Origin of the sequence: Chryseobacterium sp. CBSDS_008 (assembly GCF_049959325.1) — a bacterium.
Taxonomy (GTDB): Bacteria; Bacteroidota; Bacteroidia; order Flavobacteriales; family Weeksellaceae; genus Chryseobacterium.
Map to the genome: position 1 here is coordinate 2766086 of NZ_CP188202.1, position 24980 is coordinate 2791065.

Consider the following 24980-nt stretch of genomic DNA (forward strand, 5'->3'; position numbering starts at 1 on the left):
ACCAAATCAAATATCAAATTTATGGACATTAAAGACATACAAAATCTTATTAAGTTTGTATCTAAAGCTGAAGTTTCAGAAGTGAAGTACAAAACTAAAGATTTCGAAATCACTATTAAAACTCCATTAGCTGGAAGCGATACTGTTTATGCACAGCCCGCAGTATACCACACTGCACCACAAGCGGTAGCTGCTCCGGCACCGGCTGCAACTCCTGCTGCTCCTGCTGCTGAAAAAGCTGAAGCGGCATCTGATGACAGCAAATATGTAACGATCAAGTCACCAATGATCGGTACTTTCTATAGAAAACCATCTCCTGATAAAGATGTATTTGTAAATGTAGGTGACGAAGTTGCTGTTGGTAAAGTAGTTTGCGTTATTGAAGCAATGAAGCTATTCAACCAGATTGAATCTGAAATCAGCGGAAAAATCGTTAAAATTTTAGTTGACGATGCTACTCCTGTAGAGTATGACCAACCATTATTCTTAGTAGATCCATCTTAATTTAGAAGTTAGATGTTAGACATTAGATGTTAGATTAAATTCTACATTAAAATAACATTATCTAATTTTCAAATTATCTAATTTTCAAATTGAAGAAGATGTTCAAAAAAATATTAATAGCCAATCGTGGCGAAATTGCAATGCGTATTTTACGTACTTGTAAAGAAATGGGAATCAAAACTGTTGCGGTATACTCTACTGCCGACAAAGACAGTCTTCATGTAAGATTTGCTGATGAAGCAGTATGTATTGGCCCTGCAATGAGTAAAGATTCTTATCTTAAAATTCCTAACATTATTGCCGCTGCGGAAATTACCAATGCTGACGCCATTCATCCGGGTTACGGATTCTTATCTGAAAACGCTAACTTCTCAAGAATCTGTCAAAAGAACGGTATCAAATTTATTGGTGCTTCTCCTGAGCAGATTGAAAAAATGGGTGATAAGGCTAATGCCAAGGCTACCATGAAAGCGGCTGGCGTACCATGTGTGCCAGGTTCTGACGGATTAATCGAATCTTATGAGCATGCTGTAAAAATCGCTGAAGAAACCGGATATCCTGTAATGATCAAGGCTACTGCCGGTGGTGGTGGAAAAGGGATGAGAGCTGTTTGGAAAGCCGAAGATCTTAAAGATCACTGGGAATCTGCAATTCAGGAAGCTGTAGCTGCCTTTGGAAACGGAGGGATGTATATGGAAAAGCTGATTGAAGAGCCTAGACACATCGAAATACAGGTTGCCGGTGATCAATATGGTAAAGCCTGCCACCTTTCTGAAAGAGACTGTTCTGTACAGAGAAGAAATCAGAAATTAACGGAAGAAACACCTTCTCCTTTCATGACTGACGAACTTCGTGAAAAAATGGGCGACGCAGCTGTAAAAGCGGCTGAATTTATTGGATACGAAGGGGTAGGAACGATCGAATTCCTTGTAGACAAGCACAGAAATTTCTATTTCATGGAAATGAATACAAGAATCCAGGTAGAGCACCCTATTACTGAGCAGGTAATTGATTATGACCTGATCAGAGAACAAATTCTTCTTGCTGCGGGAACTCCTATTTCAGGAATCAACTATTACCCTAAATTACATTCAATTGAGTGCAGAATCAATGCAGAAGATCCTTATGCAGACTTCAGACCGTCACCAGGAAAAATCACAGGATTAAACATCCCTGGCGGACACGGGATCAGAGTAGACACTCACGTGTATTCCGGATATACAATCCCTTCCAACTACGACTCAATGATCGCCAAGCTTATCACTACGGCTCAAACCCGTGAGGAAGCTATTGCGAAAATGAGACGTGCTCTTGAAGAATTCTATATTGAAGGGGTAAAAACTACCATTCCTTTCCACAGACAACTGATGGATAACGAAGACTATCTTGCAGGAAACTATACTACAAAATTCATGGAAGATTTTGTAATGGATAGAAAATATGATAATCACTAAGATTATTTAAAATATAAATTGGAACTGCCTCTTTTTGAGGCAGTTTTTATTTTTGGATCATAAAAATTAATAAAGTAGCGAAAATTAAAATTCCATCATAAGAAAGATATAATACCTAAAACTACCTGTCTACAGAGCAAATATTTTCTAATACGATATTATTCCAGCTTAAAATCTACTTCAATTATATCCCAAAACCATACTGGGCATTTGTTCATGCATATCATTAATATTGCGTAAATTTGTTGAAAACCAAAATATATGTCAACAGCAGAACAAACAAAAAACTCACAGTATTTTATTGACCTTGAAGACAAACATGGAGCTCATAATTATCATCCGCTTCCGGTAGTTCTGGACCGCGGAGAAGGTATTTTCGTTTGGGACGTGGAGGGCAAAAGGTACTATGATTTTCTTTCAGCATATTCTGCTGTGAACCAGGGACACTCTCACCCAAAAATTGTAGGAGCATTGGTAGAGCAGGCACAAAAGCTGGCTTTAACATCAAGAGCTTTCTACAATTCTAAATTAGGGGAATACGAACAGAAAATTACCTCTCTTTTTGGATTTGATAAAGTTTTACCAATGAATTCCGGGGCTGAAGCTGTGGAAACAGCCGTAAAGTTAGCCAGAAAGTGGAGTTATGAAGTAAAAGGGATTTCGGAAAACGCAGCAAAAATCATCGTTTGCGAAAACAATTTCCATGGAAGAACGACAACCATTGTTTCTTTTTCTAATGATCCGGATGCCAACCAAAACTACGGACCTTTTACCCCAGGATTTATCAAAATTCCTTATAACGATATTGCAGCCTTGGAAGAAGTTCTTAGCAGAGATGCTGAAAATATTGCAGCATTCCTGGTAGAACCTATTCAGGGAGAAGCAGGAGTGTATGTTCCGGATGAAAACTTCCTTAAAAATGCTTCTGAGCTGTGTAAAAAATACAACGTACTTTTCATCGCTGATGAAGTTCAGACAGGTATTGCAAGAACAGGAAGACTGATTGCATGCCACCACGAAGATGTACAACCGGATATCTTAATCTTAGGAAAAGCGCTTTCCGGAGGAATGTATCCTGTATCAGCTGTTTTGGCGAATGATAATATCATGAATGTTATTAAGCCTGGACAGCACGGTTCTACATTCGGAGGAAACCCTATTGCTTGTGCTGTAGCTGTAGCGGCATTGGATGTAGTAGCTGAAGAAAAGCTATCTGAAAAAGCTGAAGAACTCGGACAATTGTTCAGAGCTGAAATTGAAAAACTGATCGAAAAAACAGACCTTATTACCAAAGTAAGAGGAAAAGGCCTTTTAAATGCTATTCTGATCAACGATACTCCTGACAGCTCCACTGCATGGAATCTTTGCCTGAAGCTGAAAGAAAACGGATTGCTGGCAAAACCTACACACGGCAACATCATCAGACTGGCACCACCATTGGTTATTACTAAAGAACAATTACTGGATTGTGTAAAAATTATTGAAAAGACCATTCTTGAATATAAATAAACGGCTTTTTCACTTGCAGACATTACTATTAATGAAAAATAGAACATCGTAAGACTTTCTGGATTCATTTACAGATACTGCTGATGAAATTATGATTGCCGACAGCTTTTCCGCAGATAAGACAAAAGAGATCTTCAGTCAGAAATATCCTCAGGCAAAATTCTTTAAGAAAAAATTTAATGGGTATGGTGAACAAAGAACCATACCCTTACTGTATATTTATTCTTATGGAGATTCTCAGCCTCAAAACATCACAGTCATTTAAGGTTTTGGCAAATTCCTATGGAAACTATCTTCAAAAAAAAGTAAATAAATCAGCTTTTTTTTCTATTTTGAAAAAATAGGAATTGATTTTGCAGTAAGAATTGGAGGTAAAGTGAATTATTACTCTACACAGCACTTATACGAACTGTGTAGAATTGATTATAAAAGGCAAAGATTCGATTATAAAATTCAAATTAAAACTTATCTTTGACAGAGTAAAACTAGTTTAAAAAACAATTTTAAGGAAGTATTCACGTACTTCTCTATCAAACAAACCGTTGTGATGAATATAAGTGGTTTAATCATAACATATAATGAGGAAAAAAATATACAGGACGTCCTCGAGTCTTTTGATTTCTGTGATGAAATAATAGTAGTAGACTCATTTAGCACGGATAAAACTGTAGAAATTGCGAAGAAATTTCCCAATGTAAAGGTGATTCAAAATAAATTTGAAGACTTTACAAAGCAAAGAAATATGGCGCTGGATAATGCAACTAATGACTGGGTTTTATTTTTGGATGGTGATGAAAGAATTACACCGGCCCTGAAACAGGAAATTATTGATGAGCTGAATAAACCCTGGCAAAAGGATGCCTACTATTTTTACAGGAAATTCTTTTTTGCCCAGAAACCTATTCATTTTTCAGGAACACAGTCTGATAAAAATTTCAGGCTATTCAGAAAATCGAAAGCCAGATATATGGCAGGCAAAAAGGTGCATGAAACTCTGGAGGTTAACGGAACCATCGGGATTTTAACAAATAAATTACTCCATTACTCCGTTTCAGATTATGAATCATATAGAAAAAAAATGATTCATTACGGAGTTTTAAAGGGGAAAGAACTGGCTGCAAAAGGAAAAAAGTACAGTGTTTGGGTTCAATATCTTAAAACAGCTTTTAAATTCTTTAAAGCCTATATAATGAGACTTGGTATTTTAGACGGAAAAGAAGGGTATCAGTTATCTTACCTGCAGTCTTTAAGCGTTTATGAAACCTATGAATCATTAAAAAAAGAGCAAAATTAGTTGAATGAAGATTTGTATCATTAGTTATGATTTTTGGGATTATGATAAGTATATTGTTGAAACATTATGCAAACGCGGTATTGATGCACATCATATAAAGATCAGTACCGTTACTCATTCCAACTTCAATGAAAGGGCTGTCAATGCTTTAAGCAAAACTTTTTTAAACAAAAATCTTAAGACTGAAAAAAGGCAGAAATACGTTCTGGATTCTCTTGAAAAATTAGGACATCAGGATCAGATACTCGTGATGAATCCGGATACATTCGATCTTTCCACTCTTAAAAAAATAAGAAAATATACAGACCGGCTGGTTACTTATCTGTATGACAATCTTGAAAGAGTTCCTGTAGAAGATAAACTGTATCTTTTTGACAAGGTATTTTCTTTTGATTATATCGATGTTAAAAAGCACGGATTTGAAAAGTTAACCAATTACATTTACCTTCCGCACTGTGCGAAAGAAACCCAGCAGCCTGAAATGGATCTTTTCTACATCACATCTTACGATAACAGAAGGGTTTCTCTGATAAAATTACTGGCTAAAAAGCTGATTGAGCAGGGACTGAAGTTCCAGATCATGATTATCGGAAAAAAATCATGGAAACATCAGCTGACGAATATCTTCATGACAGTGCCTAAAAATCTTTTCCTGGTTTTCAGTATCAAAAAAATTCCGCATGATGCTCTTCCAACATATTATAAAAACTCTAAAGTTTTACTGGATCTGATGCGCGCAGGACAATATGGGCTCAGCTTCAGGGTTTTTGAGGCGATGGCGCTGGATAAGAAAATCATTACGGATAACGAAGCCATTAAAACCTATGATTTTTACAATCCCAATAATATTTTGATTTTAAACAAAAATATTAGTAATCTTGACAAATCTTTTTTTGAAAAGCCTTACGAGAAAATTCCGGAAGAAATCTACTACAGATACACTTTGGATAGTTGGGTAAATAAAGTTTTTGAACTGGATACTAAAAACTGACAAATGGGAATCTTAAAAAAAATAAAAAAACACTTCGAAAGAAAAGAAAAACTCAAATATCTTCAGTCTAAGGATATCGTCAATATCAACCTGTATGACGCTTCAAAAAAAACAATCCTGTTTGTATCAAGAGATTTCCCGGCCCATGATAAAGAATCCGGAGCCAACCGGCTGAAAGAACTTATATTTATTTACAAAGAATCAGGATACAACTGTATTTTATTCGCTCCCCATATGTTTGAAGATGATTCTTATGTGAAGTTTTATCAACAGCATAATGTTATCGTTTACATAGAAAACAACAGGTATAAGAATATCCTTGATTTCCTGTCTTCCTTTAAAAATATAGATTACGTTTGGTTCAACGGTCCTCTGGCCCTGAATCTGTTTTATAAAAAAATGAAAGCCGTTTTACCTTCTACCAAATTCATTTACGATATGGTAGATATTCATTTTTTAAGGTTTAAAAGAGCGATTGAACTGGAACCGGCCCGCATTTCTTTAAAGAAAAATTATAAACATTTTTTCCGCCTGGAAACCGTTGTTGCTCCACAACTGGATTATATTATTGCGATCTCTGATAAAGAGAAAGAGATTATGAGCCAGTATGCTGATAAAAATAAAATCATTACGATTTCCAATATCCATTATCCTAAAATTGATATTTCTGAAAGAAAAAGCTTCAGTGAAAGTAAAGGAATTACCTTCATTGGCTCTATACATGAACCGAATATTGATGCAGTGAAATTTTTATATGAAAAAATAATGCCCATTGTCTGGAAGACGAATCCTGAACTGGAAGTAAGCATCATCGGCAATGTTGCAGAAAAGCTGGATCTTAAACTATATCCTAAGTTTAAATTTTTAGGTTTTGTGGAAAGCATTGAAGAGCATTTTATGAATTCAAAAATTATGGTGGCTCCTTTAAGATTTGGTGCCGGGGTAAAAGGCAAGATCGGGCAGGCTTTTGAATACTTTTTACCGGTGGTTACCACAGATATTGGTGCTGAAGGAATGAAGCTTACCGATAAAAAAAATGTATTGATTGCCAATGACGAAAGCAGCTTTGCAGAATCTATCATTCAGCTGAATAATGATGAAGAACTTTGGAATACTTTAAGCAGCAATTCTGTGGACAGCCTGAGAGCATTTTCACCTGAAGAAGTAAAAGAAAAACTTAAAACATTATAAGCTATGTCATTAAGTGTAAATTATCATGGTTTTTTTGACGGGAATTTCGGAATTTCCGAAGCGACCAGGCTGAATGCCTTAGCACTGGAAGTAATCGGTATCAAAGTAAACCGGATTAATTATTCCAGCGAAACTTTTGAAAGAATTGATACAGGTTCCGAAGCATCATCCACAATTAATATTTTCCATATTAATATCAATTTTATCAACAATTTTTTTTCCAAGAATCAGGATCTGAATCTTAAGGATCATTACAACATCATCTACTGGGCCTGGGAGTTTCCTGAAGTTTCCGATAAGGTTGTTGAAATATTGAATGTATTTGATGAGCTTTGGGTTCCAAGTGATTTCTGTGTGAATATTTTCACAAAATATACAGGAATTCCGGTGATCAGATTTTCTCACCCAATTCAAAAAATGGCAGATTCTAAGGATTTTGATCTGAACCAGTATACTATTTCTCAGGATTCAAAGATTTATCTTACGATTTTCGATTCATTAAGCACAACTATCAGGAAAAACCCGGAGGCTACGCTTGAAGCTTTCACCACCGTTTTTAAAGAAGATAAAAACAGTGTTCTTATCGTAAAAACGCATAATCTTGAGAGAAGCAAAGATGCCCAGAAAGCCTTGGAAGCCTATAGTACTATTCCTAATGTAATTATCATTAATGAGCATTTTTCAAAGGAAAAGCTGCATTCGCTGATCCAGCAGGCTGACGTACTGATTTCCCTTCATGGTTCTGAAGGTTTCGGGCTAACCATGGCAGAAGCAATGGCGTATGGAAAAATTGTAGTAGGAACCGGTTATTCGGGAAACCTGGATTTCATGAATGTAAACAACAGCTTTCTTATTCAGTATGATTTTATTAAAACTTCCAATACGAAAGGACTGATTGACGAAGGTTTAACACTTGCCAGACCCAGCCTGAAAGATGCTGTTGAAAAGCTCCGTTATATCAAAAACAATTTTGAGAGTCTGACTGTAATGCGAGAAAATGCAAAATCACAAATCGCTGAAAATTTTTCACTCCAATCTATCGGAGAACTATTCAGAAAAAGACTTGGTTTTATTGATGACTTCGGCAAAAAAGAAAGAAGTGGTGGCGATGTAAACAATGTGTTCTATCTGAGTGAAATTGAAAGCTTACAGACAAAAATCAATTATCTTGAACGAACTCTTTATAATAAAGCAAGAAAGCAAGTAAATGCTTTCCTTAAAAAAATCAAAGGCAGGAAATGATTACTTCTTGCCTTTTCTATTTCTGATATACATCTTGATATTGTAAATAAACTGAATCGGAGCACTCTTCTTGTAAATCCTTAAATCTTTTTTCAACAAAATGTTTTCCACATACAGCTTGATTAATGTTGACTTGTTCTGTCCGATTCTTTTCTCAGCAAAAAGCTCTTCACATCTTGTTTTGATGAGCTGCCCTATCCTTTTCAGTGAAAGATCTTCTGCAATGGTTTTTTGTCCTTTTTCAGCCTTTTCCTCCACCTCTGCTTTTCCTTCGTAAACAGTTTTTAAATAAATCCCTGCTTCCTGTAATGAAGGTTCTGACCAAACGGTATTGGCTTCGTAATTAATGACACGAGAATCAGAAGCAATAACATCTGCCGGAACTAAGAAGCTGTTTTCCGTATTCATAAACTCCAGGTTCCCGGAATATCCTGTAGCGATAACAGGCTTTTTAAAATACATCGCTTCAGCCATGGTCAAACCGAAACCTTCAGATCTATGAAGAGAAATATAGCTGTCGCAATTGCTGATCACATAATTCAGGGCATTTTTATCAAAAATCTTTTCAACAATCTTAATTTTCTTTGAATCGCCAATAGCCTGTATCAGCTGTTCTTTTTCTGTAGGAAATTTTTGAGAACGCGAAGTTTTGATCGTCAGGAAAGCATTATTATCTCCGTGATCAAAAGTCTCTCTGAAAATTTTAATCAGATTGATTACATTCTTTCTCTCAACAGAACTGTTATAATCAAAAATGAAAAGGAAGTTAAAAAGGCTTTTATCATAAAATTGCACCGCATCTCTGTCATCAGTATCTGCAAGTTCTATATTGATAGGATGTGGAATAACCTTTACAGGTAAGCTAACGTATTTTTCGATACACTCTTTGCAATAAGTAGATGGAGTCCAGATTTCATCAAAAAGATTCATATTCATCACATAATCTTCCGGAATCGTCTCAGATTCCCATGCCATATAAAGAATATTGTATTTATCCTTAAAAAAAGAGTGATCAAAATAATCAAAAAAGTTAGGAGTTTCAGATGGAGATATCTGAATCAGATTGATGGGATAAGGGGCGTGATCAGAAAACTCCGTAAAAGTAAGGTCATTATTGTTGTGATTGGTATTCACATTGTAATTGATCAGACTGATGGGAATTCCTGCCGTCTGTATTGCCTTACAATTAAGCCTTGTAGCTTCTGCAATACCAAATTCTCCATTTATAAATCCAAAAACGTTAATTCCTAAATTTTCCATTTTAGTTTTCTAATAATTCAAACTGATTAATCTTCCAATGTTTCATAAAAATCATTCTGCTTTTTCTGTTTTTCAAAATTCTTTTTATGAACTAATGATAATTCGTATTTTTTTGGCACTTCTGTAAAGTTTTTGTTTCCATACAAAACTTCGTGTACTTTATTTTTCCAGAAGATTTTTTTGTTGTTTTTGATAATCCTTTCCTGGTAGTCAGGATAATTGATGTAGCCTTCGGCATTCATATTCCAGCCCATCTGCTGTACATATTCTTCTGTAATTCCTTCTACAATATTGATTCTTGGGACCAGAAACATTTCGACACTTTTTTCTTTTTTAAGATAAGGTTTCAATGTTTTGATGAAATGTTCGGTAGGATATTCATCTGCATCAATCTGAAACAGGTACTGGCACTTTGCCTTTTCTATTAATCTGTTTTTAAACGTTGCAAAGTCTCCATCCAGTCTTGCTTCAATCTTAACAATAGTATTATAATCCGCAAGCAGCTCTGTAACCTCTTTATTTTTATTGGTGATATCCTGGAGGACAATGACCTCATCATTCTGATCGATCAAAGGAAGGAGAATATCCAATAAATTCTTTAGTTCTTTAACTTCATCATTGACAGTGATTCCGTAAGAAACTGTTATAAATTTGCTGGAGAAGCGTGAAAGTAAGCTCATAATTTAATTGTAGATTATAGGATAATTGCCAGAAAAATGGGTAAAATAATTCTCAGCAATAATTTGTTGCACATAATTTTTATACTTCTTTGTGGGATAAAAGCAGCTTCCTGTTTTTCTGTAATAATATTTCCTGAAAAATCCCGGAATTTTTTTCTCTTCATCTTCTACTTCTTTTCCTTTTTCTGTTCCTTTTATTTTATACAGGATCTGAACATTGAATGCCGGCGGTAAAGCTTCAAACCAATTATTGATCTGTGAAAAGTAAGCGAATGGTGTTTCTTCAAAACTATTCAGTTCTCCCTGATTATGGTCTGAAAAATAATATTCTTTAAAAGTATCCGCTATTTTTTTCGGTCTGAAAATAAATACACCGCCGTTAATACTTCCCTGCAATAATGAATTGGCTTCAAAATGGCGGTCGGTAAAATATATTTCACTGGTTTCTTCCAGAATTCTCGGGATATGTCCCCAGGTTTTGTTGAACTCATCAGTTCCTCTTGGATCCAGAATTGCCCCGAAGTATTTATCTTCAGGAAGATAATCAAAGATTGAAGGCGCTTTATCTGAAATAATGATATCCAGGTCCAAAAAAAGAACCATATCGTAATCTGTTGTTTCAGAAGGGATCAACAATTTTTGAGAAAGAAGCGGACGATGAAATTTACCGTCCATAGGTTGATCAATGATCTTCAGATCTGCACCACATTTTTTAGCATAGCTTTCAAAGCTTGCTCTGTTTTTATTGTACATTTTCCAGTATTTCTCTCCTACGATAAAAAGACAGATTGCTTTTTTCATTGATCATTTTAATTTATAAGCTACAAAAATACATTTTTAATGGTAAGACTGCCTGAAATATTCTTCCGGTGTTCCTCTTATCAACGAAAATTTTTTATGAATATTTATTTGTGTTGCCAATATAAAAAAGCCACCTCAAAGCTGAGGCGGCATCTTGTCTTGCTGTAAAATAACAATATTTTTAATTAGTAAGCGTAAAATTCAATTCCTTCATATACATATCCGGAAGGTCTTACACCTGATCTTGAATAGTAATGGTCTTTACCATTCCAGTATCTGTAAATAGGAACCGTATTAGGCTGTTGGGCAGCAAAAGCATTGAACTCAATTCCTTCGTCTACATATCCCTGATAATATCCCGGAGTCTTTGTATAATAATGATCTTTACCATTATAGTATCTGTAGATAGGAATTGTGTTTGGAGCTTTATATAAGAACGCATTGAACTCTGTTCCTTCATAAGAATATCCGCTGTAGCTGCCAAGAGTTTTAGTATAATAATGATCTACTCCGTTATAATATCTGTAAACAGGAATTGTATTGAATTCCATATACACTTTATTATCTATAAGATATTGATCTACATAGGCTTTAAGCTGAGCTTTTTTAGCAGCGTCTTTTACCAGGTCATAGATAATTACCAATCCGTTGCTTCCGAAATCTACCAAAACAGTGTTGCTTGCATTAGAGCTGTTCTGCCAGTTGGAAATGTTGATTTTAGGATTTGACGTATCAAGATTCAACTCTCCTACCAAACCTTTTGAAGGATCTCCACCTCTTGTTTTAAAGGATAATTTTTTAGAATAGTTCATGGATGATTCTGAAGTATTCACATCGTTGGTTACATCTACATCAAAGATATCTTTCATCCCTACTTTTACTCCAATTCTTGCAGCACGGTCACGACTCTGGCTTCTTGTTTCTGCCTGGAATAAAACATCCAGTTTCGCCCCTGTGTAAATATCAAGCGTTACGTGAGTTCCGTAGTCTTCTACAATTTGTTGTGGAGTTTTTGTCTGTAAATCCTGAACAAATTCCGGAGTAAGATAATCGCCCAACATATCTGTAGTTGCATTGAATCTTACTCTTTTTTGTTTAATGGTAAGGTTGTAGCTTCCGTAGATGTATTTCCCTTCAAACTTATTGTTGGTAGTCACTGCAGAATTGAATCCTACTGAAAGTGTTTTCTTGAATAAGGGAATACCCGCCGTAACATTTACTTTGGTAGAAACCATTTTAGAATACGTTTCAGCATTTTCTCCATATTCTTCAGTGTATTCCTGGGAGAATGTGTTTTCGCTGATTAGTCTGTTGGTCTGCTCTGCTTTAAAACGGTCAATATCGATCACTTTAAAACCGGCTGCTGTTGCATTGGCATATTCACCGGTAACATTATAACCGTGTCCTAAGACATCGTAAACTCCGTCTCCTGCGAATTTGGCAGCTGCCAATCGGTTATTAGCCTTTGCTGCAGGGCTTTCAGGGGTTACCTCATTGTTCAGCTCTTCTGTTGAACATGAACTCATAAAAAGCATCAGTAAGCTACTGAAGCAAAATAAAATTTGTTTTTTCATAGGTTATTTAAAAGTTTCCGCAAATATAATATTCATTACCTTGTGAAAAAATAATTGAATAATGATTTATATCATTATTTAGTGAATTTAATAATTAATTAAAAAAACATTAATAAATAAATTACACATCTCAATTTGGAATTTAATATTAAATACCGAAAACCAATTCAAACACATTATAAAAAAAACAAATATAAATTCAATCCTGAAATATAAGACTGGAAGCTTTCATACAGCATTTCACGAAGATCTGCAGAAATAAATAAAAAAGTTAGAATCAAAAAACCAATACCAGATCATAAATCATCTCTTAAACGCATAATTTTAAGTAAATTTGCAAAAATTAAAATTGAAATGGAGAAAGTAAGAGTACGTTTTGCTCCAAGTCCTACAGGGCCGTTACATCTGGGAGGCGTAAGAACCGCATTATATGATTATCTTTTTGCAAAAAATCAAGGTGGGGAATTTGTATTGAGAATTGAAGATACAGATACTGCCAGATATGTGGAAGGCGCTGAAGAATATATTGAAGAAGCTTTGGAATGGTGCGGAATCATCCCTGATGAAAGTCCTAAGAAAGGAGGAAAGTTTGCTCCTTACAGACAATCTGAGAGAAGAGATATCTATGACCGATATACTGAGCAGATCCTGAAAACAGAGTATGCTTATATTGCATTTGATACTGCAGAGGAACTGGATGCTGTACGTGCAGAATATGAAGCCAGAGGTGATGTTTTCTCTTATGATAATAAAACGAGAAACCGCCTGAGAAACAGCCTTGCTCTTCCTGAAGAAGAAGTTCAACGCCTATTAGACGAGAAAACTCCTTATGTGGTAAGATTCAAGATGCCTGTTGACCGGGTATTAAATCTTGAGGATATCATCCGTGGAAAATTCTCTGTCAATACCAATACTTTAGATGATAAAGTTCTTGTGAAAAATGACGGAATGCCAACCTACCATTTTGCCAATATTATTGATGATCACGAAATGGAGATCTCTCACGTCATCCGTGGAGAAGAATGGCTGCCATCGTTAGGACTTCACACCTTATTATATGAAGCAATGCAGTGGGAAGCGCCTCAGTTTGCACACTTATCTTTAATTTTAAAGCCTGAAGGAAAAGGAAAACTAAGTAAAAGAGATGGAGATAAATTCGGATTTCCGGTATTCCCGCTTGATTTTAAAGATCCTGCAACAGGTGTAGTTTCTAAAGGATACAGAGAAAACGGTTATCTTCCTGACGCCTTCATCAATATGGTTGCCCTATTAGGATGGTCTCCTGCAGATGACAAGGAAATACTTCCTTTAGATGAAATGATCAAGGAATTTGATCTTCATAAAGTACATAAAGCCGGTGCGAGATTCAGTAAAGAAAAGTCTGAATGGTTCAACCACCAGTATATTCAGATGAAGTCTGATGAAGAGCTTCTTCAGGTTCTGAAAAATACAGATCTTGATCTTACCGGTGTATCGGATGAAAAGCTATTGAAGGTGATTCATCTTATGAAAGAAAGAGCCACTTTTCCGAAAGACATTTATGAAAACGGAAAATTCTTCTTTGAAGCCCCAGCTTCTTATGATGAAAAAGCTTCAAAAAAAGCATGGAATGATGAAACATCTGCAATTTTAGGAGAACTGGCTGTTGCCTTCGAATCTACAGACTTTACTGCTGAAACGCTAAAGGAAAAGATGCATGATTTCGCTGAAAGCAAAGGATTGGGAATGGGTAAAGTAATGATGCCGCTGCGTTTGTCTTTGGTGGGAGAACTGAAAGGACCGGATGTTCCGGACATTCTGGAAACCCTTGGTAAAGAGGAAAGTATCTCCAGAATAAGCAATGCTATAAATAATTTTAAATAGAATAACCATAATTTTTCATACATTTGAAAGATTTAATTTACTTCAAGAAATGGAATATTTAAGTTTCGAACTTCCTATCAAAGAATTGATGGATCAATACCAGACCTGTTCTTTAGTAGGAGAAGAAAGTGGTGTTGATGTAAAATTAGCATGCAGCCAGATTGAGGATAAGATTTTAGAAAAGAAAAAAGAAATCTATTCAAACCTTACGCCTTGGCAAAGAGTACAACTGTCCCGCCACCCGGATCGTCCTTACACATTGGACTATATCCACGGAATGGCAGACAAAGGCAGTTTCTTAGAACTTCATGGAGACAGAAATTTCGCTGATGATCCGGCAATGATTGGAGGATTGATTACCCTTGATGGTCAGAAAGTAATGATCATAGGAACTCAGAAAGGAAGAACAACTAAAGAAAGACAGCACAGAAGATTTGGAATGCCAAATCCGGAGGGATACAGAAAAGCTTTAAGACTAATGAAGCTTGCTGAAAAATTCAATATCCCTGTAGTAACTTTAGTAGATACACCGGGAGCTTATCCGGGATTGGAAGCTGAAGAAAGAGGACAGGGTGAGGCTATTGCAAGAAACATTTTTGAAATGGTTCAGCTGAAAACGCCAATCTTCACTTATATTATCGGAGAAGGGGCAAGTGGTGGTGCATTAGGAATAGGGGTAGGAAATAAAGTATATATGTTAGAAAACACATGGTATACTGTTATTGCACCGGAAAGCTGTTCCTCTATCTTATGGAGAAACTGGGATCACAAGGAAGACGCTGCCAATGCATTAAACCTTACTCCGGCAGATGCTTTAAGAGAAAAGTTTATTGATGGAATTATTGAGGAACCGCTTGGAGGTGCTCATTATGATCAGGAAACAACTTATCTGAACCTGAAAAATTCAATTTTACAAAATATCAAAGCGTTCTCCAAATTTACAGGACAGGAGCTTGAAACCCAGAGACAGGATAAATTCATTGCGATGGGTCAATTTAAAGGATAAAAAAATAAAAAGGTTAAGAATTTCTTCTTAACCTTTTTATTTAGTTTTCTTCTGTTTATTGTAATCTATTCTGAAACATTGAGTGCAATTTCAATATCCTGAGAAATTTTCTTCAAAGAGGAATATTTTGCATCACATACCATTGTTGTCATTATATATTCTCCTTTATCTACAAGGATAAAGTTTTCTCCTTTTGCAGGAACAGTCAGGTTATAATATTTTTTACCGCTTATTTTTACTACGAGGTTACATGCTGACCTGTTTTTAATATTTACATAAGCCTCATTTTTGTTTATATCATTATTGAAAAGATGGGTAAGCATAGCCGCTGTTCTCTTATTTTCCTCACTGGGTCCTGATTTGGATGTTCCTGCAGTTTTTGCTGCACCTGCAGTACCTGTCGAAGTAGTTCGCCTTTCTTCTTTTAAAGCCTCAATCGCCGCCGCTGTATTATCAGATACAGGCTTACCGTTAGCAGTATACGGTTTGTTCACAGCAACCGTTTTACCACTGTTCAGCTCATTATTTTTTACAATATTTTCAATTTTTTCTTTGCTGATTGGCTTAATGGTAGGTTTTGCTTCAGGAGAATTACCCGCCATAATAATATCAATCAGTCTTCTTTTAAAATAATCTGTTTTGGCATGTCCGGGATTCTGTTTCAAAAATCCGGCAATCACTCTCGCTTCTTTTGAAATTTCAGCTTCCTGCTCTGTATAGATAATTACAGTTTCTTTTTCAACAACGGCTTTAGATTTTGTTTTTTTCTTTTTTTGGGAAAATCCAAGAGAGAAAATGCATATAAATAGGAGAAAGAAGATTTTTTTCATTAATCAAATCTTTAAAATAGTATTAAATATATTAATAACGTGAAAAGTCATTTTTTAGTTTATCATTAAAATCATTATCTTTGCACTGCTCTAAAATTAAGCTGAAAATTAATACTAATCTTAAATAAAAAATAATAGATATTATGTCTTATACACCAGTTGCTGCAGACGTAGCTAAATTAAGAAACCAAACAGGTGCAGGTATGATGGACTGCAAGAAAGCTCTAGTTGAAGCTGAAGGAGACTTCGAAAAAGCGGTAGATATCCTTAGAAAGAAAGGACAAAAAGTTGCTGCTAACAGAGCTGACAGAGAATCTACTGAAGGTGCAGTAATCGCAAGAGTAAACGAAGACAACACTTTAGGTGCTGTAATCTCTTTAAATTGTGAAACTGACTTCGTTGCTAAAAACGAAGCATTCATCGAGCTAGCTTACGAATTAGCTGAAATGGCAATCTTCGCGGCTACTAAAGAAGAGCTTTTAGCTACTGATTTCCACGGAATCACTGTTGCTGAGAAATTAGTTGAGCAAACAGGAGTTATCGGTGAGAAAATTGAAATCGGTTCTTTCGAAAGAATCCAGGGAGATTTCTTGGGAGCTTACATCCACGCTGGAAACAAAATCGCTGCAATCACTTCTCTTTCTGCTAAAGTAGACGGAGCTGACGAAGCTGCTAAAGCCGTTTCTATGCAGGTAGCTGCAATGAACCCTATCGCTCTTGACGAAACTGCTGTTTCTCAGGAAACTATCGACAGAGAATTAGAGATCGAAAGACACAAACTTACTGAAGAAGGTAAGCCTGCAAACATTATCGATAACATCCTTAAAGGTAAAATGCAGAGATTCTACAAAGACAACACATTGGTACACCAGGATTTCATTAAAGACGGAAGTATCTCAGTTGCTGATTACGTAAAATCTGTAAACGAAGACCTAAAAGTAACAGGATTTGTAAGAGTAAGCCTATAAGCACATCTTTCAAAAAATATAGAATCCCGGTGAAGTTCACCGGGATTTTTTATTCATAAATATGGACACTATACTATATGGAAAAAATATCCGTCTTCCACCAACACTAAAAAATAGAATAAGCATGAAATTCAATTAGCAGTTTGATACTCAAGATGGATTTTAATTAAAAAATGGTAACATTTTTTTAACATTTATTTAAATTTTATTAAAAGTATTTCATTTTTTATTTTAATTTTGTAGAAATCCTAATTCCATACACATGAAAAGATTTTTACTCAGTCTGGTATTAATTTTTTTGACAATTAATACACTCTTTGCACAAAGGGATACCGAGCATTGGATTGCTCCTTATTACGACAGTTACGGAAGTTATAACAACATGATATATCTTTCCACTGACTCTCCTACTCCCTTTGATGTTACAATCTATAACAACAATCTTCCTGTTACCACAGTTACCATCAGCAAAGGTAGTCCTCAAACCTATAAGGTTGCCAACAGTCTTATTTCTACAGGTACAGTAACTGATGCTTTTATCGTTGGCAATAAAGGGCTCTATCTGAAAGGAACAAAGCCTTTCTACTGCAGTTTAAGGCTTGCCCAGGATATTCACGGGGAAGTTATTACCAGCAAAGGAAAAGCAGGAATCGGGAAAACATTTTTTGTTGCTCAAAGTCCTAATACTGATACCAACCCTGTTTACAACTTTACTGCCGGTATCATGGCTACTGAAGATAATACCAGCGTAACAGTAACCTGGAACCCTACTGCAGGAGTAGTTTTCATCAACGGAACTCCTACCAGTAATTCTCATACTTTTACATTGCAGAAAGGGCAATCTTTTATTTTCGCAGGTTCTGGTTCACAATCTGCCAATCAATCAGGTTTCATGGGAGCAAAAGTGGTTTCCAATAAGCCTGTAACCCTTACCAATGGAAGCTGCAACGGTAACTTCTCAACCCCAACATCCGGTACAGACCCTATTCTGGATCAATCTGTTCCGGTTGAAAGACTTGGCAATACTTTTGCTATGGTAAAAACCAGATCTACCGCTCCTAATCTTAATATGGAGGGGGGACTTATCATTGCGACGGAAGATAATACTGAAGTATATCTGAATGGAGGCACTACTCCTGTTGCAACCCTTGCTGCCGGACAATGGTACAGAATCAATGAAACAAGTTATGTGAGCCAAGGTACAGGACATTCCAATATGTTTATTTCAACGACTAAGAATGTATACCTTTATCAGTTTATAGGAATCGGATCGAACGCTGCAACCAACGGATTCAACTACATTCCGCCATTAAACTGTTTCCTACCGAGAAAAATTGATGAAATCGGTAAAATTAATGAGATGCCCCTGGGTGCAGGCGGAGCAAGTATAACACAGAGTGACTTAATCGTAAAATTAAATATATTAACAGAAACTGGAGCTACCGTAATGGTAAATGATAACCCTGTTGCGACAACAGATGGGCCATTCCCATTGACAGGAAACAGCAACTGGGTTACTTATGGAATAACAGGAGTAACAGGAAATTTAAAAATCACATCTACAAAAGCCGTAACAGCAGGCATCAACGGAGGTTACAGTACTGCAGGATACGGAGGATATTTTGCCGGATTTTCATCCATTCCTGTCATTGCCAAAAAAGCAGGAGAATGTGTTCCGGGGCTTATTCTGGAAGTAGATGACGGATATGAAACCTACCAATGGTACCGTGAGGGAGTTGCTATTTCTGGTGCAACAACTTATACTTACACTCCTACACAATCAGGAAACTATACAGTGAAAGTAACAATGGGAACATGCCCTCCTATCACCACTCCGATTTATAAGGTACAAAACTGTTTAAAAGAAACTACGCAAGCTCTCAATGCCTGCTCCACTAAAATTATCACACCTGCGTTTACTTCTTCCACCCAAACGGTGGTTCCAAGTACAGTAGTAATTTTAACCCCTCCTACAAAGGGTACAGCTGTGGTAAATCCAAACGGGACAATCACTTATACACCCAATCCCGGATATTTAGGTCCAGACAAAATCATTTATAAATTCTGTGGAAACTCAGTTGAGTTTACAGATTGCGAGCAGGTAACATTAAACCTTACTGTAGTACCGTTCATCGTAACTGACACCTCTATTAAGGCTTGTTGGTATGATGTGGCTCCTTACGCTTATTTTGATCTTACAAAAGCAAAGGTAACAGACTATAATGCTGTTATAAAAAAATATTACCGTACTCTGAATGATCTTACTGCAGGGATTAATGAAATTACAACGCCTGAAAATTTCCCTTCAACAGGAGGATTTGTATATGTGAAAGTAACTACTGCTGAAGGATGTACAGCAAATGCAAAAATTGAATTAATTGTACTTCCAATCAAAAAGTCTCCAATCCTTGTAGATCAGTATATCTGTATGGATGCGAAAACTAACCTGGATGCAGGTTCAGGATACGATTCATACCAATGGAGCACAGGTGCTACTACTTCAGGTATCAGAGACGTGGGTGTTGGAGAATACACCGTAATACTTGGTAAGAACGGATGTTTCCTTCCTCAGACCGTAAAGGTGAAAAAAGTTGAAGATCCGGTAATTCAAACCATTGAGATCAACAACAATACAGCAACAGTAATTGTAAGCGGTGGTAAACCTCCTTACAAATATGCAGTTGACGGAACAGCTAACTGGCAGGATTCAAGCACTTTCACAGGTTTAACAAGAGGACAGCACACTTTCTATGTAAAAGACAACTATAACTGCACTCCTGTTGCTGTAGAAGTTACAATTCCTAATCTGTTAAATGCCATTACCCCTAATGGAGATAATGTAAATGACTATATAGATTACAGTGAACTGGCTTATAAAGAAAATCTGAGCTTTATAGTATATGACAGATATGGAAATATGGTATTCACCGGAAACAGATTCAACAACTACAGATGGGATGGAAAACACTTTGATAAGAAATTAGGAACAGGAACATACTGGTATCATATCACCTGGAATGAATCCAACAAAGAAAAGACTCCAATAAAATATACAGGTTGGATTCTTGTTAAAAACAGAGAGTAATAATTAGTTTAAAACTATATTGAATGAGCCACGATTGTTTAATCGTGGCTTATTTGTTAACTTTCATAATTAAAATGATGTTAAAAACCTAGATAATAAAGACCCGGATTTTTAAACCATAGGAATCATGGTTTTTTTATTCTTTTTTCAAGAATTTAATACTATTTATTACTAAATTTGTGATAAAGACTACCACTGAATGAAAAAAATTTTATCTTTTTTGTTTATGTTTTACATTTTCACCTCTGCTTTTGCCCAATTGGACCGAGAGCATTGGTTTGCTCCCATGATAGACAGGACAGTTGCTCCAAATCCTTATCAGAAATTGTATTTGTCCACCAACAGAACGACTCCTTTTCCTGTAAATATTTATAATAATAACGTTCTGATTGGAACGGTAATTATCAGTAAAAATAATCCACAGAAATTTGATGTATTAAGGGATTATATTATTACCAAACTGCAGACGGATTTATTTATCCCAACAACCAAAGGCTTATACCTTAAAGCAGAATTCCCTTTTTATGCCAATTTAAGATTTTCGGTATACAATCATGCGGAAATCATTACTTCCAAAGGAATCCCTTCCACAGGGTTAAAATTTTACGCCGCTTCTGCACCTATCACTGTGAGCAATCCTATTCTGAACTTCATGACCAGCGTACTGGCCACTGAAGATAACACCACTGTTACCATTTCCGGATATAGCCCTACCGTTCAGTTTTCAAACGGAATGACCGGAGCGACCAATCCAACAATGACTTTCACCTTAAATAAAGGACAGTCTTATATCATTGATGGAATTGGGAACATTGCAGGAAACTTTAACGGTTTTATTGGTTCGAAAATTACCTCAAACAAACCCATTAATGTTACTAATGGAAACTTTAACGGACAATATGCCGGAAATTTTCCATCTGGTTCAGATATTTTAATGGATCAGTCAGTACCTGTCAACAGACTTGGAAATGAATTTGCCATTGTAAAAGGTAACGGGCCGATTGGCTCCCATACAGAAGGAGCTATTGTAATTGCGAGTGAAGACAATACTCAGATCTATGTCAACAATGAAATAGCTCCTATAGCAATCATCAATGCGGGAAAATATTTCGTTGTTCCTGACTCCAAATATATTCTTCAAGGAAACGGACATTATAATTTATATCTCAAAACATCTAAAAATGCTTATGTTTACCAGATTTTAGCCGGAGATTCAAATATGGGAAGTGAAACATATACTGGAGGATTCAATTTCATTCCTGCTTTAAACTGCTACCTTCCGAAACAGATTAATGAGCTCGGGCTTATTAATGAAAACTTTGTTCTTTCCAATAATCACCCCACAGGCATTCTGAATATCCCTACAAAACTCAACCTCATTACCGAAAGAGGGGCTAATATTACAGTAAATGGGGCAAATCCTCCTGCTATAACCGGCCCGTACAATATGACAGGCACCACCAATTGGGTTACCTATGGCATTCCCAATGTGACAGGTACGATTACGGTAGTTTCAGATAAAGCAATTATGGCCGGAATTACTGCCGGAAGTGATGCTGTAGGGTATGGAGGCTTTTTTGCGGGTTTTCCTACACAACCCGTTATTTTACAATCCGGAGGCGGCTGTATTCCGGGAATGGTTCTTACGGTGGATCCTCTCATCTATGATACCTACCAATGGTATAGAAATGGAGTTATTATTCCTGGAGCTACTGCTTCTTCGTTTACTCCTGCACTACCAGGATATTATACATGTTCTGTAACAATGGGAAGTTGTGCACCATTGATCACTGAAAAATTTAAGGTTTTAAACTGTACAAAACTAACCAATACATCATATAACGTATGTAGTGCTAAAACTATAACCCCTGCATTCAGTAGTTCGCCACAAACTCCTGTTCCCGGTACTGTAGCTATCACGGCAGCACCGTCATTGGGTACAGCTGCTGTAAACCCTACTACCGGCATTATTACATATACTGTAAATACACCCGGTACACCAGGAACAGATACATTCACTTATACCTTTTGCGGAAATGATCCGGATTTCCCGGATTGTGAAACAGTAACTGTTACCATCAATATTCAGACTCTTGCAGTAATGAATACAACATTATTTGCCTGTGATATCAATGGACAAGGAACATTCAATCTTACTACCGCCAACGTTACAAGTAATTCACCCGTGACCATTACTTATTATCCATCCCTTTTGGATGCTCAGAATGAAAATGCAGGAGCCTTGATAACTAATACAACAGCTTATACCGCACCGAATGGTACCATCATATACGCTGTTATAAAAAACAATATTGGCTGTAAAAGTATTGCACAAATAACATTATCTCTTTTTAATAAAGCTATTATTCTGGATAATTACAACGGCGTTTTCTGTGATGATAATCTGGACGGAACAGTTATTGTTACACTTTCTAGCATCACTCCTGTTGTACTGAATAATCCAAATTATTTTCCTAATGTAAGATATTATGCAAATCTGGCAGATGCCAACGCCGGAAACAATAATACCCTTCCTAACAACTGGAGCTATACCGCAACTACAACGATTTACATCAGAGTAGATTCTCCGGATGGATGTGCTTCTGTGATAAAACCTTTACAATTCAGTATCGGAGAAAAAATAACATTGATTACTAAGACTGTTGTAGAAAGTACTTGTGATGATGATTTGGATGGAATAAAAAGTGTCAACTTAGCTCAGTTTATTCCCCAGTTCACACTGGACCCGAATGTTACATTTACTTTCCATGCCACTTTAGCAGATGCACAAAACAATGTAAATATAATTACACCCCCTGTTAATATTACAACTTCTCAGACTTACTACATCCGTTTTCAAAAAAATGGAGTCTGTCCGGAAATTGGCACTCTTATAATCAACATTAAAATTCCTAAAAAATCAGAGGTATTAAAAGATAAGGCCATATGTCCGAAAACCACCACTACACTTGATGCGGGATCCGGCTTTGAAAGATATTTATGGAGCACAGGAGCAACTACTCCTTCCATTACCAATGTTGCCCCTGGCAGTTATTGGGTAGAACTTACCTTCAACGGCTGTGTTTACAAACAATATGTAAATGTTACAGAACTGACGCTTCCTGCGATTACATCTATTGAAATTGACGGTACAACAGTAAAAGTCGGAGTAAGCGGCGGCATACCTCCTTATGAATATTCTTTGGATGGGGTAGTATGGCAGAGCTCCAATACTTTCTACAATGTACCCAGAGGAGAGCACACTGTATTTGTAAGAGACTCTAAAATATGCGAGGATGTTAAAAAACCATTTGCTATCATTAATCTGATCAACACCATTACTCCAAATGGAGACGGTTATAATGAAGAAATAAGCTATTCTGCCCTAATGAAAAATGAGAATCTTGTATTCCGGATCTTCGACAGATATGGAGCAGAGGTTTTCAGAGGAACTCCTGAAAACAGATACACCTGGGACGGAAGAGTTGGCGGCAGATATGTTCCTACTGCTACTTATTGGTATTTTGTCACCTGGACAGAATATGGCTCCAGCCTTATGATAAAATACACGAGCTGGCTGCTGGTGAGGCACAGATAAAAATAAGCAGCCGAAAGAAGTTTTACTTAAATTCAGTATTATTTCCTTCCGGCTTATTTACGTATAAATCATCCTTTTTAAAGTGTTGACAGATTTCTAACACTCCTTAACAATTAAATGTTAAAGTTTAATATAACTTTAACCACTATTCCATATCTAATTAAGCAAAATTGCTTTATTTCTATGTAATTTTGCACATTATATGAAGAAACTGTTTACTTTGCTGCTATTGGTTTTTCTGGCAAAAATTAATGCACAACTATATTCCGGAGAGGTATTTCTGAGAGACAACTCTATTTTATATCTCAATCAGGTTTATGTCACTAACCTGAATACACAGAAAACCGTTCTTACGGATTACAATGGTAATTTTAATATTCCCGCCAACGCCGGGGATGTGATCCGGTTTACCTCTATTGTGACCGAGCGAAAAGATATTAAGCTGACTCCTCAGTCAATGCAGCAAAAAAACCTGGTTGAGCTTAAAATTGCTTATTATGAAATTCAGGAAATTGTACTCAGCAGATTTAAGCCTACCGGAAATCTTCGGTATGATGTAAACTCTTTAAGAAAAGAAGACAAAGCATATGCTCTTAAAAAAGTAATTGGTCTTCCTGAACCGAAAGGTGACGGCACTCCACCTGAACTTCCTGTTGCCGGACTTCGGGATGGCGGGCTTACTTTCAGTCTTGAGAGTATTTATGACATCCTTTCCGGGGAAAGAAAGAAAAAGCAGCGTTATCAGGCTTATGAAAGAATGAACAGCTCTGTGGCACAAATCAAAAATTATCTGGGGAAAGATTATTTCGCGAAATTTAAAATCCCTGAAAATTTAATTGATAACTTCCTCCAGTTTGTTTATACTTCTGAAAACATCCAGGCTTATGTATTGGCCGGTAATTTTGAGGCGATAAAAATTCCTATTGAAAAATACCTTCCAATCTATCAGAAAAGACTTAGAAGCTCACATCTCCAGGAGGTGGTAGCCAATAACTAGAATAACGTAATAATCCATGTGCTTTACATGGATTTTTTTTGCCTGTACATACGGTTGTTGTCATTTCACAATTCTTTCAATGTAAATAATTCAACTTTAACAGCATTTTCTTCTCTGATATTCAAAAATATGT

Annotated in this window: 19 protein-coding genes; 14 read left to right on the forward strand and 5 right to left on the reverse strand. The window is 36.3% G+C overall.

Annotated features, from left to right (window positions below; translation table 11 throughout):
• Positions 1-21 precede the first annotated feature (21 nt).
• The 8 genes from accB (at position 22) to ACP3T3_RS12520 (ending at position 8185) form a co-directional block, all read left to right on the forward strand.
• A complete protein-coding gene (gene accB / locus ACP3T3_RS12485; RefSeq protein ID WP_426476184.1) occupies positions 22-504 on the forward strand; it encodes an acetyl-CoA carboxylase biotin carboxyl carrier protein in 483 nt (160 codons plus the stop codon).
• Between the two features lie 98 nt (positions 505-602).
• A complete protein-coding gene (accC, locus tag ACP3T3_RS12490) occupies positions 603-1958 on the forward strand; it encodes an acetyl-CoA carboxylase biotin carboxylase subunit (protein ID WP_426476185.1) in 1356 nt (451 codons plus the stop codon).
• A 261-nt stretch (positions 1959-2219) separates the two neighbouring features.
• The gene (gene rocD / locus ACP3T3_RS12495) at positions 2220-3467 is read left to right on the forward strand and encodes an ornithine--oxo-acid transaminase (RefSeq protein ID WP_426476186.1); all 1248 of its coding nucleotides are present in this window, start codon (positions 2220-2222) and stop codon (positions 3465-3467) included.
• Positions 3468-3558: 91 nt separating this feature from the next.
• Positions 3559-3732 carry a hypothetical protein gene (locus tag ACP3T3_RS12500; RefSeq protein WP_426476187.1) on the forward strand — a complete coding sequence of 58 codons (174 nt, stop codon included), beginning with the start codon at positions 3559-3561 and terminating at the stop codon, positions 3730-3732.
• Between the two features lie 282 nt (positions 3733-4014).
• Positions 4015-4761 carry a glycosyltransferase family 2 protein gene (locus ACP3T3_RS12505; RefSeq protein ID WP_426479970.1) on the forward strand — a complete coding sequence of 249 codons (747 nt, stop codon included), beginning with the start codon at positions 4015-4017 and terminating at the stop codon, positions 4759-4761.
• A gap of 4 nt (positions 4762-4765) precedes the next feature.
• Entirely contained in the window at positions 4766-5752 is a 987-nt protein-coding gene (locus ACP3T3_RS12510; RefSeq protein WP_426476188.1) for a glycosyltransferase family protein, read from the forward strand.
• Positions 5753-5755: 3 nt separating this feature from the next.
• Positions 5756-6943 carry a glycosyltransferase family 4 protein gene (locus tag ACP3T3_RS12515; RefSeq protein ID WP_426476189.1) on the forward strand — a complete coding sequence of 396 codons (1188 nt, stop codon included), beginning with the start codon at positions 5756-5758 and terminating at the stop codon, positions 6941-6943.
• A 3-nt stretch (positions 6944-6946) separates the two neighbouring features.
• Entirely contained in the window at positions 6947-8185 is a 1239-nt protein-coding gene (locus ACP3T3_RS12520) for a glycosyltransferase (RefSeq protein WP_426476190.1), read from the forward strand.
• Here ACP3T3_RS12520 and ACP3T3_RS12525 read toward each other — a convergent pair whose 3' ends face one another.
• The 4 genes from ACP3T3_RS12525 to ACP3T3_RS12540 form a co-directional block, all read right to left on the reverse strand.
• Positions 8186-9445 (reverse strand): glycosyltransferase, encoded by a 1260-nt coding sequence (locus ACP3T3_RS12525; RefSeq protein ID WP_426476191.1) that lies wholly within the window; start codon positions 9443-9445, stop codon positions 8186-8188.
• Between the two features lie 26 nt (positions 9446-9471).
• Positions 9472-10125, reverse strand: a complete 654-nt coding sequence (locus ACP3T3_RS12530; RefSeq protein ID WP_426476192.1) for a glycosyltransferase — start codon at positions 10123-10125, stop codon at positions 9472-9474.
• Positions 10126-10128: 3 nt separating this feature from the next.
• Entirely contained in the window at positions 10129-10926 is a 798-nt protein-coding gene (locus tag ACP3T3_RS12535) for a hypothetical protein (protein WP_426476193.1), read from the reverse strand.
• Between the two features lie 185 nt (positions 10927-11111).
• A complete protein-coding gene (locus ACP3T3_RS12540) occupies positions 11112-12500 on the reverse strand; it encodes an MAC/perforin domain-containing protein (RefSeq protein WP_426476194.1) in 1389 nt (462 codons plus the stop codon).
• Between the two features lie 354 nt (positions 12501-12854).
• Here ACP3T3_RS12540 and gltX point away from each other — a divergent pair, with 354 nt between their 5' ends.
• Both gltX and ACP3T3_RS12550 read left to right on the forward strand, forming a co-directional pair.
• Positions 12855-14363: a glutamate--tRNA ligase gene (gene gltX / locus ACP3T3_RS12545; protein ID WP_426476195.1), complete on the forward strand. Its 1509-nt coding sequence runs from the start codon at positions 12855-12857 to the stop codon at positions 14361-14363.
• Between the two features lie 49 nt (positions 14364-14412).
• Positions 14413-15369, forward strand: coding sequence for an acetyl-CoA carboxylase carboxyltransferase subunit alpha (locus ACP3T3_RS12550; protein ID WP_426476196.1), 957 nt, complete (start codon positions 14413-14415; stop codon positions 15367-15369).
• Between the two features lie 65 nt (positions 15370-15434).
• On the opposite strand, the gene ACP3T3_RS12555 is transcribed toward ACP3T3_RS12550, so the two are convergent.
• Positions 15435-16199 (reverse strand): DUF6759 domain-containing protein, encoded by a 765-nt coding sequence (locus ACP3T3_RS12555; RefSeq protein WP_426476197.1) that lies wholly within the window; start codon positions 16197-16199, stop codon positions 15435-15437.
• Between the two features lie 143 nt (positions 16200-16342).
• Between ACP3T3_RS12555 and tsf the strand changes: the two genes are divergently transcribed.
• From tsf to ACP3T3_RS12575, 4 genes are all read left to right on the forward strand, one after another.
• Positions 16343-17167 carry a translation elongation factor Ts gene (gene tsf / locus ACP3T3_RS12560; RefSeq protein ID WP_426476198.1) on the forward strand — a complete coding sequence of 275 codons (825 nt, stop codon included), beginning with the start codon at positions 16343-16345 and terminating at the stop codon, positions 17165-17167.
• A 262-nt stretch (positions 17168-17429) separates the two neighbouring features.
• Complete coding sequence (locus ACP3T3_RS12565; RefSeq protein ID WP_426476199.1) at positions 17430-20252, forward strand: gliding motility-associated C-terminal domain-containing protein; 2823 nt, start codon at positions 17430-17432, stop codon at positions 20250-20252.
• 199 nt (positions 20253-20451) lie between these two features.
• Entirely contained in the window at positions 20452-23850 is a 3399-nt protein-coding gene (locus ACP3T3_RS12570) for a T9SS type B sorting domain-containing protein (protein WP_426476200.1), read from the forward strand.
• 202 nt (positions 23851-24052) lie between these two features.
• Positions 24053-24847, forward strand: a complete 795-nt coding sequence (locus ACP3T3_RS12575; protein WP_426476201.1) for a hypothetical protein — start codon at positions 24053-24055, stop codon at positions 24845-24847.
• Positions 24848-24980: the final 133 nt, after the last annotated feature.